This window comes from Acinetobacter sp. 16 (assembly GCF_033439925.1).
Taxonomy (GTDB): domain Bacteria; phylum Pseudomonadota; class Gammaproteobacteria; order Pseudomonadales; family Moraxellaceae; genus Acinetobacter; species Acinetobacter junii.
The window spans coordinates 733,914-749,167 of sequence record NZ_CP137746.1; the positions used below are offsets into that span (position 1 = coordinate 733,914).

The 15,254-nt window shown below is 39.1% G+C and carries 15 protein-coding genes; 11 read left to right on the plus strand and 4 right to left on the minus strand.

The annotated features are described in order from the left end of the window. The first annotated feature begins 1 nt into the window (after position 1). Positions 2–541, plus strand: a complete 540-nt coding sequence (yjgA, locus tag R2H34_RS03500; protein ID WP_005164369.1) for a ribosome biogenesis factor YjgA — start codon at positions 2–4, stop codon at positions 539–541. A 44-nt stretch (positions 542–585) separates the two neighbouring features. On the opposite strand, the gene R2H34_RS03505 is transcribed toward yjgA, so the two are convergent. Continuing rightward, on the minus strand, positions 586–2,229 hold the full coding sequence (locus R2H34_RS03505; protein WP_151830151.1) for an acyl-CoA synthetase: 1,644 nt from the start codon (positions 2,227–2,229) through the stop codon (positions 586–588). A 266-nt stretch (positions 2,230–2,495) separates the two neighbouring features. On the opposite strand from R2H34_RS03505, the gene thrS reads away from it, so the two are divergent. Together thrS and infC are read left to right on the plus strand one after the other, a co-directional pair. Next, entirely contained in the window at positions 2,496–4,418 is a 1,923-nt protein-coding gene (thrS, locus tag R2H34_RS03510; RefSeq protein ID WP_004906717.1) for a threonine--tRNA ligase, read from the plus strand. 5 nt (positions 4,419–4,423) lie between these two features. Then, positions 4,424–4,975, plus strand: a complete 552-nt coding sequence (infC, locus tag R2H34_RS03515) for a translation initiation factor IF-3 (RefSeq protein WP_075696111.1) — start codon at positions 4,424–4,426, stop codon at positions 4,973–4,975. Between the two features lie 60 nt (positions 4,976–5,035). Here infC and R2H34_RS03520 read toward each other — a convergent pair whose 3' ends face one another. Continuing rightward, positions 5,036–5,509, minus strand: coding sequence for an Hsp20 family protein (locus tag R2H34_RS03520; RefSeq protein ID WP_318342418.1), 474 nt, complete (start codon positions 5,507–5,509; stop codon positions 5,036–5,038). A 288-nt stretch (positions 5,510–5,797) separates the two neighbouring features. Here R2H34_RS03520 and R2H34_RS03525 point away from each other — a divergent pair, with 288 nt between their 5' ends. Next, positions 5,798–6,415 (plus strand): glutathione S-transferase N-terminal domain-containing protein, encoded by a 618-nt coding sequence (locus R2H34_RS03525; protein WP_004960689.1) that lies wholly within the window; start codon positions 5,798–5,800, stop codon positions 6,413–6,415. Positions 6,416–6,859: 444 nt separating this feature from the next. Beyond that, positions 6,860–7,285 carry a YqaA family protein gene (locus tag R2H34_RS03530; protein ID WP_035336354.1) on the plus strand — a complete coding sequence of 142 codons (426 nt, stop codon included), beginning with the start codon at positions 6,860–6,862 and terminating at the stop codon, positions 7,283–7,285. Between the two features lie 35 nt (positions 7,286–7,320). Here the strand turns inward: R2H34_RS03530 and R2H34_RS03535 are convergent, their stop codons facing one another. Then, a complete protein-coding gene (locus R2H34_RS03535; protein WP_039047749.1) occupies positions 7,321–8,574 on the minus strand; it encodes an MFS transporter in 1,254 nt (417 codons plus the stop codon). A 235-nt stretch (positions 8,575–8,809) separates the two neighbouring features. On the opposite strand from R2H34_RS03535, the gene rpmI reads away from it, so the two are divergent. From rpmI to R2H34_RS03550, 3 genes are all read left to right on the plus strand, one after another. Beyond that, complete coding sequence (rpmI, locus tag R2H34_RS03540) at positions 8,810–9,004, plus strand: 50S ribosomal protein L35 (RefSeq protein ID WP_004637967.1); 195 nt, start codon at positions 8,810–8,812, stop codon at positions 9,002–9,004. 11 nt (positions 9,005–9,015) lie between these two features. Next, the gene (gene rplT / locus R2H34_RS03545; protein ID WP_000124858.1) at positions 9,016–9,375 is read left to right on the plus strand and encodes a 50S ribosomal protein L20; all 360 of its coding nucleotides are present in this window, start codon (positions 9,016–9,018) and stop codon (positions 9,373–9,375) included. 345 nt (positions 9,376–9,720) lie between these two features. Further along, positions 9,721–10,224, plus strand: a complete 504-nt coding sequence (locus R2H34_RS03550) for a GNAT family N-acetyltransferase (RefSeq protein ID WP_039047764.1) — start codon at positions 9,721–9,723, stop codon at positions 10,222–10,224. A 25-nt stretch (positions 10,225–10,249) separates the two neighbouring features. On the opposite strand, the gene R2H34_RS03555 is transcribed toward R2H34_RS03550, so the two are convergent. Continuing rightward, a complete protein-coding gene (locus R2H34_RS03555; protein WP_318342419.1) occupies positions 10,250–11,251 on the minus strand; it encodes a hypothetical protein in 1,002 nt (333 codons plus the stop codon). A 230-nt stretch (positions 11,252–11,481) separates the two neighbouring features. On the opposite strand from R2H34_RS03555, the gene pheS reads away from it, so the two are divergent. The 3 genes from pheS to R2H34_RS03570 are packed head-to-tail and all read left to right on the plus strand — an operon-like array spanning position 11,482 to position 15,169. After that, positions 11,482–12,462, plus strand: coding sequence for a phenylalanine--tRNA ligase subunit alpha (pheS, locus tag R2H34_RS03560; protein ID WP_004955712.1), 981 nt, complete (start codon positions 11,482–11,484; stop codon positions 12,460–12,462). A 32-nt stretch (positions 12,463–12,494) separates the two neighbouring features. Then, complete coding sequence (pheT, locus tag R2H34_RS03565; protein WP_042891709.1) at positions 12,495–14,876, plus strand: phenylalanine--tRNA ligase subunit beta; 2,382 nt, start codon at positions 12,495–12,497, stop codon at positions 14,874–14,876. After that, complete coding sequence (locus R2H34_RS03570) at positions 14,873–15,169, plus strand: integration host factor subunit alpha (protein ID WP_004664224.1); 297 nt, start codon at positions 14,873–14,875, stop codon at positions 15,167–15,169. The genes pheT and R2H34_RS03570 overlap by 4 nt, the downstream gene beginning before the upstream one ends. Positions 15,170–15,254 lie beyond the last annotated feature (85 nt).

Here is a 15,254-nt window from a genome sequence, read left to right on the forward strand (position 1 = left end):
CGTGGCACGTGGTACCCAACAACGTTATACAGATGAAGATTTTGAGTCATTAGAAGGACGTGCGAGTAGAACCGAGCAAAAAAAAGCTGTGCAACGTATGGCTGCTTTAGGTGAGCAATTGGCTCAACTCAATCCAAAACAAATTCAAAAGCTTCCTGTCGATGAGCGTTTGATTGATGCATTACTTGAAGTGCAGAAGATCAGTTCATTTGAAGCACGCCGTCGTCAGTTTCAACGTGTTGGTAAGTTATTGCGTAATGAAAATGAAACCACGATTTTATCTTATTTGACACCGCAACAAGGTGCTAAAAAACAAATGCAATTGATGCGTTGGGTCGATCGAATGATTGATCAAGGTGATCCAATCATTAATGAGTTTAGTAAAGTGTTTAATGCTTCTGAACGCCATACTTTGCGTCAGCATGTTTTACGCATTCATCGAGATATCAAACAGCAGGTGAGTGAAGAAGAACTTGCCGCATCCAAGCTCAAATTTGTGAACTATGTACAGCAAGTCGCCTTGTTATCTGATCAAGGTTAAAGCCAAAAGAAGTTTCAGTTGAAACTTCTTTTTATTTTTAAGCATTAATTCTCAAACGAAACGCTAGCTCGTTCTTTTGCCCACTCTCTTAAAATAAATTTTTGTAATTTGCCTGTCGATGTTTTCGGAATCTCAGTAATCACCACATCTTTAGGAACTTTAAAGCGAGCCAGTTCTTTTTGGCAATGTGCAATAATTTCTTCTGCGGAAGCAGATGCACCTTGCTTCAACTCAATAAATGCACAAGGCACTTCTTGCCAACGTTCATCAGGTTTTGCGACCACTGCGGCGGTGAGTACAGCAGGGTGGCGGTAAAGTACATCTTCGACTTCGAGCGATGAAATATTTTCACCACCTGAAATGATAATATCTTTAGAGCGATCAGTAATTTTGGCATAACCATCAGGATGGCAAACGGCTAGATCTCCTGTATGAAACCAACCACCTTTAAAAGCTTCTTCAGTCGCTTGTGGATTTTTGAGATAACCTTTCATCACGATATTACCACGGAACATAATTTCGCCCATGGTTTGTCCATCATTCGGTACGGGTTGCATCGTTTCAGGATCAAGTACTCGCATACTGTCTTGGAGTGGATAAGGAACACCTTGACGAGAATGAAGTTGAGCCTGTTCTTGAATAGATAAGTCACTCCATCCTGCTTGCGAAGCACATAATGCCGATGGGCCATAGGTTTCTGTCAAACCATAGACATGATTAACATTAATTCCAATATGGCGCATACCTTCAATAATCGCAACGGGCGGGGCAGCTCCAGCAACCATGACTTCAACATGGTGGTTGAAAGCTGTTTTTTGTTCTGCTGGAGTATTGATGAGCATGGATAAGACAATTGGCGCACCGCAGAAATAATCGACTTTGTGTTCAGCGATATATTTAAAAATTAAAACTGGATCAACTCGACGTAAGCAAATATTGGTACCGCCACTGGCAGCAATTGACCATGCAAAACACCAACCATTGCAATGGAAGAGCGGTAATGTCCACAGATAAACAGCACGAGGTTTCATACCGCAGGCCAAGATATTACTTGCCGCATTGAGGTAAGCGCCACGATGATGATAAACCACGCCTTTCGGGTTACCTGTAGTTCCCGAAGTATAATTCAGACTAATGGCATCCCATTCATCTTGTGGGAGCAACCATTCAAATTCAGGATCACCTTGAGCTAACCAAGATTCATATTCGTACTGCCCAAGTGCGATTTGTTCAGCATCATATTCCTCATCAAATACATCAATCACAATAATATCTTGATTGATCAGTGTTAATGCTTCTTCTGCAAGGGTTTTAAATTCAGGGTCGACAAGCAGTACTTTTGATTCTGCATGCGTAAGCATGAAAGCAATAGTTTTTGCATCCAAGCGTGTATTCAGCGTATTGAGTACAGCACCTGCCATTGGTACTGCAAAATGAGCTTCAATCATTGCAGGGACATTTGGTAACAGTACCGAAACGGTATCGTTTTTTTGAATACCTAGATTTTTGAGTTGATGTGCAAACTGGCGACAGCGTTGATAGGTTTGCTGCCAAGTGATTTGACGAGCACCATGAATAATTGCTGCTTGATGAGGGTAAATATACGCAGCACGTTCTAAATAGCGTAAAGGAGATAATGCGACAAAATTTGCAGGGGTTCTTGGTAATTCATCATATGCACTCACCATGTGTCTGTACTCCATTTCTGTTATTTTCATATATCTATAACAACATAGTGTGTTGTTAAACGGAATTCATTTAGGCTTTAGTCTGAAGTGTTGCCTGAATGATTTTGGTTTTTCTGAATCAAAGGTTTCATCCTTATCTAAACCTGTGTAAAATCTTGAATACTTTTTTATCCGCCGTTTTTTATCTTTTGAGGATTCCTCCTCAATACATAATCTCGCGGTGATATGCTCCTTCGTATAGGGCATCACTCCTTAAGGATTTTATTATGCCAATCATTACTTTACCAAATGGTGATCAAAAGCAATTTGATCATCCGATTTCCGTGATGGAACTTGCTCAAAGCATTGGTCCAGGTCTTGCAAAAAATACAGTTGCTGGTCGTATCAATGATCGTTTGGTGGATGCTTGTGATTTAATCACAGAAGATGCGACAGTTCAGATTATTACCCCGAAAGATGAAGAAGGTCTAGAGATCATTCGTCACTCATGTGCGCACTTGGTAGGACATGCTGTTAAGCAATTGTTCCCTGAGGCGAAAATGGTTATCGGCCCAGTGATCGAAGAAGGTTTCTATTACGATATCTGGATGCCACGCCCATTTACTTTGGATGATATGGCGGCGATCGAAGAGCGTATGAAAAAGCTCATCGATCAAGACTATGATGTCATCAAAAAAATGACACCACGTGATGAAGTGATTGCAGAATTTACAGCACGCGGTGAAGAATACAAATTACGCTTGATTGCAGACATGCCAAATGAAACACAAATGGGCTTGTACTACCATCAGGATTATTTGGATATGTGCCGTGGTCCGCACGTACCAAACACTAAATTCTTAAAATCATTCAAACTCACTAAAATCTCTGGTGCATACTGGCGTGGTGATGCGAAGAATGAACAGTTACAACGTATATATGGTACGGCTTGGGCTGATAAAAAACAGTTAGCAGCTTATATCAAACGTATTGAAGAAGCTGAAAAACGGGACCATCGTAAAATTGGTAAAGCTTTGGACTTATTCCACATGCAAGAAGAAGCACCTGGTATGGTGTTCTGGCATGCGAATGGTTGGACAATCTACCAAGTGCTTGAGCAATACATGCGTAAAGTTCAGCAAGACAATGGTTACCAAGAAATTAAAACACCACAAATTGTTGATTTCACTTTGTGGGAGAAATCAGGACATGCAGCGAACTATGCTGAAAACATGTTTACGACTCATTCAGAAAGTCGTAACTATGCAGTTAAGCCGATGAACTGTCCTTGTCACGTACAAGTGTTCAATCAAGGCTTAAAATCATACCGTGATTTACCAATCCGTTTGGCGGAGTTTGGTTCATGTCATCGTAACGAACCATCTGGTTCATTACACGGGATTATGCGTGTTCGTGGCTTTACCCAAGATGATGCACATATTTTCTGTACCAAAGAGCAAATTGGTAAAGAGGTTGCAGACTTTATTAAACTGACTTTAGATGTTTATAAAGACTTCGGCTTTGAAGAAGTTCAAATGAAACTTTCAACACGTCCTGAAAAGCGTGTAGGCGATGATGCACTTTGGGATTTAGCAGAAAAATCTCTTGCTGATGCTTTAGATGATGCTGGCTTGGCTTGGGACTTGCAACCAGGTGAAGGTGCATTCTATGGTCCGAAGATTGAATTTTCATTAAAAGATTGCTTAGGTCGTGTGTGGCAATGCGGTACAATCCAGTGTGACTTCAATTTACCTATTCGTTTAGATGCTTCATATGTGACGGAAGAAAACGAACGTGATCAACCAGTCATGCTGCATCGTGCAATACTTGGTAGTTTTGAGCGTTTTATTGGTATACTAATTGAACATTACGCTGGTTTCATGCCACCTTGGCTTGCCCCAGTTCAAGCTTGTGTTATGAACATTACTGATTCTCAAGCTGAGGCGAGTGAGCAAGTCGTTGCAAAACTCAAAGAAAATGGTCTTCGTGCTATTTCTGACTTGAGAAATGAAAAAATCGGATTTAAGATTCGTGAGCGTACCCTAGAGCGTATTCCTTATCTTCTGGTTCTTGGTGACCGAGAAGTTGAAGAGGGAACTGTCAATGTCCGTACTCGCTCAGGAAAAAATTTAGGTACTATGTCAGTGGATGCATTCATTGATCTAGTGAAATCTGCCGTAGCCGAACGTGGCCGGTACATTGTGGAGTAATAAAGATTAAACAGCCTGACCGTAACCAACAACAAGGTGCTAAAAGTAACCGTCCTGCGATTAACGACGAGATCCGTGCAAAAGAAGTACGCCTTGTTGCTGCAGATGGAGAACAAAAAGGTGTCGTTTCATTAACTGAAGCATTACGTGCTGCTGAAGAAGCAAATCTTGACCTTGTTGAGATTGTTGCTAATGCAGAACCGCCTGTTTGTAAAATCATGGACTACAACAAGCACTTGTTTGATTTGAAACAAAAGCAAAAAGATGCGAAGAAAAAACAGCATCAAGTGCAAGTGAAAGAAATCAAGTTACGTCCAGCAACGGATGTAGGTGATTATCAGGTAAAATTGCGCGCAATTTTACGTTTCCTTGAAGAAGGAAATAAAGTGAAAATTACCTTACGTTTCCGTGGTCGTGAGATGGCGCATCAGCAACTTGGTCTAGCTCAATTGCAAAAGATTGAAGCTGACGTTGCGGAGTTTGGTGTAGTAGAACAAGCTCCGAAGATGGAAGGTCGTCAGATGGGCATGTTACTTGGTCCGAAAAAGAAAAAGTAATCATCCAATCATCAAAAAAGCCCTGCTCGAATAGCAGGGCTTTTTTGATTTAAAGCATAATTACTGAGTACTTACAGTTTTTTCTGTAGAATCAGGCTGATCAAGTAAAAGTTTTTTCTTACCAATTGGGATTTCGCGTGGAAGTTTCTCTTCTGGTATGATTCGTTCCAAGTCAATGACCAATAAACCATTCTCATAATCAGCTTGTTGAACTTCAATATGTTCATCTAAGCGTAAAGACAATTTAAAGGCACGACGCGCGATTCCTTTATGCAGATATTCAGTTGTTTCTGTCTCAACAACCTCAGGTTTACCTGAAATGGTAAGAAGCTGATTTTCTAAACTCAGTCCTAATTCCTCTAGGCTAAAACCTGCGGTAGCCACCACAATGCGATAACGGTTTTCACCAGATTTCTCTATGTTATATGGAGGATAATTGGGTGTATCACTTTGCATGGCGTAGTCAATAAAATCATTTAAACGGTCAAATCCAATGCTACGACGAAATAAAGGATGAAGATTTAGATTACTCATGATTAGAACCTCCTGAGGTCAGCAAAGTTTTAAAAATAAGAAGATAAAACTTAAACCTGCCATGTATAAACATCGACAGAATGTTAAAAATCGTCATTTCTAACACAATAATTAATATGTGTTTGAGTTTAAAAAATTCAAGTTAAAGATCTATTTTTTTAAATAAATTTTATATATATTTGATAATTATAAAAATTATTTTTAATTTACAGAACTTGTTGTTTCTTTTTAAATCTATTAAGGTGTGTAAAGAGCCACCATCTACGGTGTATGGAGAATAATTTTAAAATGATTGATCTTTATTATTGGGGAACACCCAATGGACATAAAATAACCATTGCACTTGAGGAAATGGGCTTGGATTATCAAATTTTCCCAATTAATATTTTGGAAAATGATCAATTTCAACCTGATTTTTTACGTATTTCGCCAAATAATAAAATTCCAGCGATTGTTGATCAAAATGGACCAAATGGTGAACCGATTTCTGTATTTGAATCAGGTGCAATCCTACAATATTTAGGTCGGAAGACTGGATTATTCTATCCTACGGATGAACAAGAACGTGTTGAAGTTGAGCAATGGTTGATGTGGCAAATGGGTGGTTTTGGTCCGATGCTGGGTCAGAATCATCATTTTAGTAAATTTGCACCTGAACGTATTCCTTATGCGATAGAGCGCTATGTGAATGAAACTAAACGTCTGTATGGTGTGCTCAATAAACAATTAATTGGTCAAAAGTTTGTAGCTGGTGAATACTCTATTGCGGATATGGCTATCCTGCCGTGGGCGTTGCGTTACGATTGGCAAGGCATACAGCTTGAGGATTATCCATATGTTCAAGACTATATTGAACGTTTGACCGCACGTCCTGCTATTCAAAAAGCATTATCAATCAAAGTTTAACTTTATTATTACTACCGTGTTTAATGATTATATTAAGCATTGGGCTCTTCTCATGGGATTACTGATCGTAGTAGCAGTGAGTTGCAGTCTGATGCGATATTTTTTAGCGATAGATAACTTTGAATTGATGGTCTTTGTTTTAATCTTAAGCACAGGCTTTGTTTTTGCTTCACTATTTGCACTTTTACAAGTCAAAGCAAAGCATTCTGTTTTTCATACAGGTATTTGTGGAGGCATTTTCGCTTTATACCTTATCTTACTTTTTTATATTGATCTCAGACTGTTGATTGATTGGAATGCTGTTTCAGAGGGTGAGATACAATTAACAATATTACAGAAAATGATTAAATCTGATGCCGCATTTTGGATTGCTTTTATTGTTCCATTTTTATATTCAAGCCTAAGTTATATTGTCCGATCTAAATCGGAGCCCAAAGTTTCGTGATCTCTTATCTTTTGTTATTTATTTCTGCTTTTGGTGCAGCGACATTATTGCCTCTACAGTCAGAGGCAGTCTTAATGACTTTACTGGTGCAGGGGCCTTCTAGTCCATTTTATTTGATTTTAGTTGCGACTGTAGGCAATGTATTGGGTTCATGTGTGAACTGGTGGTTAGGGCTGAAAATTGAACATTTTAAAGATAAAAAATGGTTTCCTGTTTCTGAACAGCGTTTAGTACAAGCACAACAGATTTATCATAAATATGGTTTCTATTCTTTATTATTAAGCTGGACTCCTGTCGTTGGAGATCCGATCACTTTAATTGCAGGATTGATGAAAGAAAACTTTTGGCGCTTTTTGCTGATCGTTACGATTGCCAAAGGTGGGCGTTATTTAACTTTATATGCTTTATATCTAGGTGTTTTCTGAGGGTAGGGAAAGCTTACAGGCTTTCCCTAAGTGTTCTAATGATCCGAACCTTTGGTGATATCGACTTTAAATAAATCAGTTGTTTTGAACCAACAATAAGTCACCACAGCAAGTGTCATACATCCGCCAAAAATGGTTGCAGTTATGGTTCCCATATACTTAGCGGCTAAACCAGATTCAAAAGCGCCGAGTTCATTGCTTGAAGAAACGAACATGCCATTAACCGCAGCAACACGACCTCGCATATTCTCAGGCGGGAAAATCTGTAAGACGGTTTGACGAACAACAACAGAAACACTATCACATGCACCCGTCATTGCCAGTGCAAACAGAGATAGCCAAATGTTATTTGAGTATGCAAATAGAATAGTAAAAATACCAAAACCAGCAACAGCGAATAACATATTTCGCCAAGCATGATGCGTTGGTGGAAATTTGGTTAAAACAATCATTGTTAACAACGCACCAATTGATGGAGCAGCACGTAAGTATCCCAATCCTTCTGGACCGACCTTTAAAATATCCTCAGCAAAAATAGGCAGAAGTGCAATTACCCCTCCAAATAATACTGAAATAAGATCTAATGATATGGCCCATAAGACAATTTTGGTTTTCCAAATAAAGCGAAAACCGTCTGTCAGACTCTGAAGAACGTTCTCGGTTTCCATTTTTGGAAAAGTTCTTTTTTGAAGTAGGGTAATCAAAATAAAACAAGTTGCTAACAATCCTGTGACTGTGAACAAGCTGGTCTCTCGCCCAAGAAATGCCAACATAAATCCACCCAACATTGGACCTATAATCACACCACTTTGCCAACCAATCGTCGTCCATGTTGCACCATTCGCATAAAGTTCACGTGGAATAAGAAATGGCTTGAGAGAGGTTGCTGAGGGATTGTAGAAACCTCGAATTGTTCCTAATGCGAAAATGACTGCATAAATTCCCCATGACAAAGTTGAGACACTAATCTTTTCTAAACCGTATAAATGAAAGAGTGCCCAGAGCACGAGTGGCAATGGTGCTGCAAAAAATAAACAGACCTTCATAATGGTTTGCTTATTGAGTTTATCTGCAAAATAACCACCCCATAAGGAAAGCGCAATAAATGGAATGGCTTCAGCTAAACCGATAAAACCTAATGTGAGTGGATCACGTGTGATTTGATACAGTGAATAAGCAACGATAATTTCTTGAATCAGAATTGCCAGTGTTAAGCAGAATTGATTCAAGGTAACGATAGAGAAATCTCGATAGCGCAATGCAGCAAAAGCATCTTGTTGTGTATTCATTTCGAGTGTTTATGATTGAATTGAAGCTATTATAAGTAAGTAATTAATGCAAATTTCTCGTATTTTGAGAATTAATAATGGAAAATTTCGTTTGAGTAAAAGTCTTACTCTTACTCAAAAAATGAGCATTTTACTTTTGTTTTATTCGCAGATGTTATATCATGCTGCCTTCCTTACCTGCAGGTCGATTTGCAATAGTGCAAACGCGCCGAACAGGTGTCTAAAAGAGGTTACTATGGCTAAGTTAAAAACTCGCCGTGGTGCAGCTAAACGCTTCAAAGCGACTGCAAACGGTTTCAAGCGCAAACAAGCATTCAAGCGCCACATTTTGACCAAAAAATCTGCTAAGCGTATCCGTCAATTGCGCGGTTGTGTAATGGTTCACGTAAGTGACGTTGCATCAGTTCGTGCTATGTGCCCATACATCTAAGGAGATTATAAATGGCTCGTGTAAAACGTGGTGTAGTGGCTCATCGTCGTCACAAAAAAATTCTTGCTCGCGCTAAAGGTTACTATGGTGCTCGTTCACGCGTTTACCGCGTAGCGTTCCAAGCGGTAATCAAAGCTGGTCAATACGCTTACCGTGACCGCCGCCAAAAGAAACGTCAATTCCGTGCTTTATGGATTGCGCGTATCAATGCTGGTGCTCGTCAAAACGGTTTGTCTTACAGCCGTATGATCGATGGCTTGAAAAAAGCTCAAGTGATCATCGACCGTCGCGTATTAGCTGACATCGCTATGCATGATGCAGTAGCATTTGCTGCTTTAGCTGAAAAAGCTAAAGGCGCATTAGCTGCATAAGCTTAGAGATTCAAAAGAAGGCCGCTTTTTAGCGGTCTTTTTTTATGGTTTTAGGATTTAGTAATAGAGAATAATTAGAGATCAATAAAATCTCCTAAAAGAATAGGAGCATCCATAATTTATTTTTTTATAACCGTAAATTATTGCTTTTAGTAGTCTAAGTTTTCACAATTTAAGTATGTGATTTAAATTGTGAAAACTCTATTTTTTATGGCTAAATGTTTTTTTAATTTAGAAAAATGATCTTAATAATTAGTTCGCTTTTGCACAGTTTTTGCTTCTTTAACATTCATATACAAGTTGGGTGATCAATACTTACCTGAACAAATTTTTGTGGAGGTTGAATTGCAAAGCAATCGAAAAGGTCAAATACGTACAGCTAACTTTGGAGATGTAGCTAAAATCGCTGAGATTCACGTACAGTGTTGGAAAGAAACTTACGCAAATATCCTTAATCAAGAAATATTAGATCAATTAGATGCACAGGAAAAATTGATATTATGGCAAGCAATCACAAGAAGTTTAGATCATCAATTGTTAGTTTATAATGAAGATCAAAAAATAAAGGGTTTTTTAGATGGATATTTAAATCCTGAAAATAATGTAGCTGAAATTCGCGCTTTTTATCTTTTGCAGGAAATCCAAAAACAAGGTATTGGGCGTGAAATGTTTCAATGCTTTTACGACTATGTTGTTCAGAAAAGATATCAGTTTATTCGTTTAGAGGTTTTTAATAAGAATCCCAGTCGTTTCTTTTATGAAAAGATTGGAGCTGAATTGATTGGAGAAGCCGAACTTCCAGAGTTCGGCGAAGGAATAACGGAGCTAATTTATCAATGGGAAATTTAATCTAATTAAAAGTTGTACGCTTTTATTAAAGCCCAAAATAATAAGCGACCAAACAAATAATGACTGTGAGAATAATTAATTTAATCACGCTAGAAGTTCCAACCTTGTGTGGATGAGCTTCATTGAACTGTTGTGGGATTTCCATAGTTCGGTCGATGATCTCTGGTTCATCCATGGTAAGTTGAGCCGTCTGATAATGATTTGCTGTTTTGACGATTAATTTAGCGAATAAATCCTCAGCCTTCTGTGAAAAATTACGAAGATTGATTTGTTCTTCAGGGCTAATGAGTTCACCAGAATCTGTATAAGGGTGCTTTTTTTGTTCTTCTAAGTGGTCGATAAGTGCTTGTGTTCGATGTAATAATTGATGAGCACAATCAGCTGGATAATCTGTTGGGATCAACGCTAAAAGTGTTTCATCAGGCTGATTATGATCTATTTCGTAGCCATAAAATGGGAAATCTTGTTGTTCAGGTTCTAAAAAGTATTCCGCATATTTGCTATTAAATAATTCGCGCTCTAAAAATTTTGAGACATCGTTCCAATTGATTTTCTGTAAATCAGTATCGATTTTTTTAGCGTATTTATCATTTAATTCATAGCGCCAAAATGTCTCTTCTCTTATTGTGTTTTTTTGAGAAAAAGGTGTTTCAAATTCCTGATCAGTGTTAAACCATTCAGCGAGTTCATGTCCGCAAATCCAAGCGGTTTTTTTATTGGTTTGATGACTTACAATAAAATGTGCAAATGGTAGAAGCTCGACATTAGGATTAGGATTTTGTTCGTCGTTGAGAATACTAGAAAGATGTAAGCTTAGTTTTTTGACGCCTTGTTTTTTCAAACCCTCAAGCCAAATTTGGAAATGTTGTGCCAGCAAATGTTGTGGTAGTAGATCTCTGAAGATTAAGCAGTTTTTGCTGAAAATAGGATGTTCGATCCAGCGATTAAAGTTCAGATTTCCTGCAAGAAATTCATTGCCATAGCAAACAAGTGTAAGTTGTTGTTTCCAGATTTGATCAAGCGCCATCGTTATTGTTTCTCATTGACGATATTCGTATCTTATACATTTTATTCAGATATTGATTATTTTTTGCGAAAATTTATTGCACCACGGGCATTTGTTGTCCATTTGGGCATAAAGTTCAACGCTAAAAAGTACTCTATTTAAACAGTCCTTTATCTTCATAAACTAGGTAAAAAGCTGATAAACTATAGCGTTTTATTATATTTCTATAATTTGTTGCTTTGAGAGTTACTATGTCACTGGAAGCCCTGACCACTGAAGCGCTTGCTGCCATTGCAGCGGCTCAAGACCTTGCCGCACTCGACCAAGTTCGTGTGCAATTTACAGGGAAAAAAAGCCAGCTTGCAGAGCAGTCTAAAGCATTAGGAAAAATGGATCCTGAAGAGCGCAAAGTACAAGGTGCTGCGATTCATGCTGTTCGTGAAGCTATCAATGCTGCTTTGACTGAACGTCAGCAGACACTACAACAAGCTGAGTTGGCAAAAAAATTGGCAAGTGAAACGATTGATATCACTTTGCCTGGTCGCGGTCAGCGTATGGGAAGCATCCATCCTGTGACTCAAGTTCAGGAACGTATTTGTCAATTCTTTACCAAAGCAGGCTTTCAGGTTGCACATGGGCCAGAAGTTGAAGATGATTATCACAACTTTGAAGCCTTAAATATTCCAGGTCATCATCCAGCACGCGCGATGCATGATACTTTCTATTTCGATGCAACGCATTTACTTCGTACTCATACCTCGGGTGTACAAATTCGTACCATGGAGACAAGTCAGCCGCCAATTCGTATCGTGTGTCCTGGCCGTGTATATCGTTGTGACTCGGATCAAACGCATTCGCCGATGTTCCATCAGATCGAAGGTTTGTACGTTGCTGAAAACACCAGCTTTGCTGAGCTAAAAGGTCTATTGATTAATCTTCTGAATGAATTTTTCGAAAAAGATTTAAAAGTGCGTTTCCGTCCATCTTACTTCCCATTCACTGAACCAAGTGCTGAGGTGGATATTATGGATGAACGCGGTCGTTGGTTGGAAGTTTTAGGTTGTGGCATGGTACATCCAAATGTACTTCGTGCTTCTGGTATTGATCCTGATAAATACAAAGGTTTTGCTTTTGGTTTAGGGGTAGAGCGTTTTGCAATGTTGCGTTATGGCATCAATGACTTACGTATGTTCTACCAAAATGATGTGCGTTTTTTACGCCAGTTTGCCTAACAGTTTTTCAGGATTAAATAAGGTTTATACAGATGAAAATTAGTGAAAATTGGTTACGCACATGGGTGAACCCAGCGATTGATAGCGAAACCCTTTCTGATCAATTGACCATGCTTGGTCTGGAAGTCGATGAACTTGCACCTGTGGCAAAGCCATTTACAGGTGTCATCATTGGAGAAGTACTCACTGTTGAACAACACCCTGATGCAGATCGCTTACGTGTTACGACTGTAAATATTGGCTCTGGTGATCCATTACAAATCGTTTGTGGTGCGCCAAATGTCAGTGTAGGAATGAAGGCACCTGTTGCAACCATTGGTGCAGTACTACCAGGCGATTTCAAAATTAAGAAAGGCAAGCTTCGTGGTATTGAATCACAAGGTATGCTATGTGGTGCTTCTGAAATCGATTTAGAAGACAAGATTGATGGCTTGTTAGAGCTTCCTGCTGATGCGCCTGTTGGCATGAATATCCGTGAATATTTAAAACTTGATGACAATGTGATTGACATCAGTATCACGCCAAACCGTGGTGATTGTTTTAGTATTCGTGGTATTGCACGTGAAATTGCAGTCATCAATCAATTGAATGTAAATGAACCTAAGATTCAATCAATAGCAGCAACAATTGCTGATGAGAAAATCGTTAATATCACAACTGAAGGTACACCGCGCTATTTAGGTCGTATCGTAAAAAATGTAAATGTTAAAGCTAAAACACCTGAATGGATGGAACAAGCACTCGCTCGTTCAGGGATTCGCACACATAGTATTTTGGTTGATGTGACCAACTATGTATTGCTGGAGTTGGGTCAGCCGATGCATGCCTTTGATTTAGCAAAAATCGAAGGATCAATTCAAGTTCGCCAAGCACAACCTCAAGAAAAATTGCTCTTGCTCAACGATCAAGAAGTTGAGTTACAAGAAGACATTATGGTCATTGCTGATCAGCAAAAGGTTTTGGCAATCGCTGGAATTATGGGGGGCTTGGATTCCTCAGTTACAGACGATACGCAGGATATCTTCCTTGAAAGTGCTTTCTTCGCACCTTTAGCAATTGCTGGTCGTGCGCGTCGTTTTGGCTTGCATACTGACTCATCTCAACGTTATGAGCGTGGTGTCGACTTCGAGTTACCAATGATTGCAATGCACCGTGCTTCTGAGCTTATTCAGGCTTTTGCTGGTGGAGAGTTTGGCCCAATTACAGTAGCAGAGCAAGCTGAGTTATTACCAAAACGAGAAGCAATTCCACTGAAGCAATCACAAGTCGATCAGTTGCTGGGTTATGAAGTGGCTGGTGAGTTTATTGCTGATGCATTAGCTCGTTTGGGTTGTATGGTGGAAACTAAAGCTCAAGGTGAATGGAGTGTTGTTCCACCATCACATCGTTATGATATGGCAATCTATCAAGACCTGATTGAAGAAGTTGCACGTATTCACGGTTATGACAACATCCAAATCAGTTTGCCAAAAATTGATGTGAAATTAGAAAAATATCAGGATCGTTTCGAAGTGGCGCAGCTTCGTCAAACTGTTGCAACTTTGGGTTATCAAGAAGCGATTAGTTTTAGTTTTGCTGATGCAAAATTGGAAAAACAGTTAAATCCAAATGTACAACCTTTAATGCTTGCTAATCCGATTTCTAGTGATTTAGCGGCAATGCGTAGTACTTTATTATCAAGCTTGATTCCTTGTGTTCAATATAATTTAAACCGCCAACAGCAACGTGTACGCTTCTTTGAATTAGGTTTGCGTTTTGATTATCAAAATGCAAAAGATATTCATGATCTTAAACAGATCCCAACACTGGCATTGATTGCGGTGGGCTCGCGTACTCCTGAATCTTGGCATATCAAGCCGCAAGCGATGGACTTTTTTGACTTTAAAGGCGAAGTAGAAGAGATATTAGCTGCTGGGCGTGTGAATGTTGATTATATTCGTACCGAAAGAGAGTGGTTACATCCTGGTCAATCTGCTGAAATATTGGTTGATGGCAAGTCAATTGGGTATTTAGGACGTTTGCACCCATCATTAGAAAATGCACTTGATTTGGGCATTACTTGGGTTGCGGAATTGGATCAACAGGCTGTTTTGCAATCTTATGTATCTAATTTTACAGAATTATCACGTTTTCCATCGGTTAGACGTGATATTGCGCTTTTAATCTCTGATAAGATTGAGGTAAGAGATATTCAGCAGTTAATCAAACAAACAGGTGGTGAGTTACTCGACTCAACTTGGTTATTTGATGTGTATACGGGGCAAGGGGTTGAACAGGGCAAACGCTCATTGGCATTTGCTTTGTTATGGCAGCATCCGACTCGTACGCTTGAAGATGCTGAGATCAAATCTGGTATGGATAACATTATTCAAGTGTTGGAAGACACTTACCAAGCGACATTGAGGGCCTCATGACAGCATTAACAAAAGCAGAGATGGCGGACCATTTAAGTGAGCTTACTAGCTTAAATCGCCGAGAAGCAAAGCAAATGGTTGAGCTATTTTTTGATGAAATAAGCCAAGCCTTAATTGCGGGTGAACAAGTCAAACTTTCTGGATTCGGTAATTTCGAATTGCGTGATAAACGTGAACGCCCAGGGCGAAATCCTAAGACTGGCGAAGAAATTCCAATTTCTGCTCGTCGTGTAGTGACGTTTAGAGCAGGGCAGAAATTTAGACAACGTGTTGGAAATGAGCAGATCGATTGATCTGCTTTTTTTATATCCACTTTTTTTTATTTAAAATTAAACATAAAAGTATCAGGCATAAAAAAAGAGAACCGTAAGGTTCTCT

Bases quoted from the DNA above. Each gene is read 5' to 3' on its own strand.
- rpmI (WP_004637967.1), top strand. From the start codon at position 8,810: ATGGCTAAGTTAAAAACTCGCCGTGGTGCAGCTAAACGCTTCAAAGCG.
- R2H34_RS03505 (WP_151830151.1), bottom strand. From the start codon at position 2,229: ATGGTGAGTGCATATGATGAATTACCAAGAACCCCTGCAAATTTTGTC.
- R2H34_RS03535 (WP_039047749.1), bottom strand. From the start codon at position 8,574: ATGAATACACAACAAGATGCTTTTGCTGCATTGCGCTATCGAGATTTC.
- R2H34_RS03555 (WP_318342419.1), bottom strand. From the start codon at position 11,251: ATGGCGCTTGATCAAATCTGGAAACAACAACTTACACTTGTTTGCTAT.
- R2H34_RS03570 (WP_004664224.1), top strand. From the start codon at position 14,873: ATGACAGCATTAACAAAAGCAGAGATGGCGGACCATTTAAGTGAGCTT.
- pheT (WP_042891709.1), top strand. From the start codon at position 12,495: ATGAAAATTAGTGAAAATTGGTTACGCACATGGGTGAACCCAGCGATT.
- pheS (WP_004955712.1), top strand. From the start codon at position 11,482: ATGTCACTGGAAGCCCTGACCACTGAAGCGCTTGCTGCCATTGCAGCG.
- rplT (WP_000124858.1), top strand. From the start codon at position 9,016: ATGGCTCGTGTAAAACGTGGTGTAGTGGCTCATCGTCGTCACAAAAAA.
- R2H34_RS03520 (WP_318342418.1), bottom strand. From the start codon at position 5,509: ATGAGTAATCTAAATCTTCATCCTTTATTTCGTCGTAGCATTGGATTT.
- R2H34_RS03525 (WP_004960689.1), top strand. From the start codon at position 5,798: ATGATTGATCTTTATTATTGGGGAACACCCAATGGACATAAAATAACC.
- thrS (WP_004906717.1), top strand. From the start codon at position 2,496: ATGCCAATCATTACTTTACCAAATGGTGATCAAAAGCAATTTGATCAT.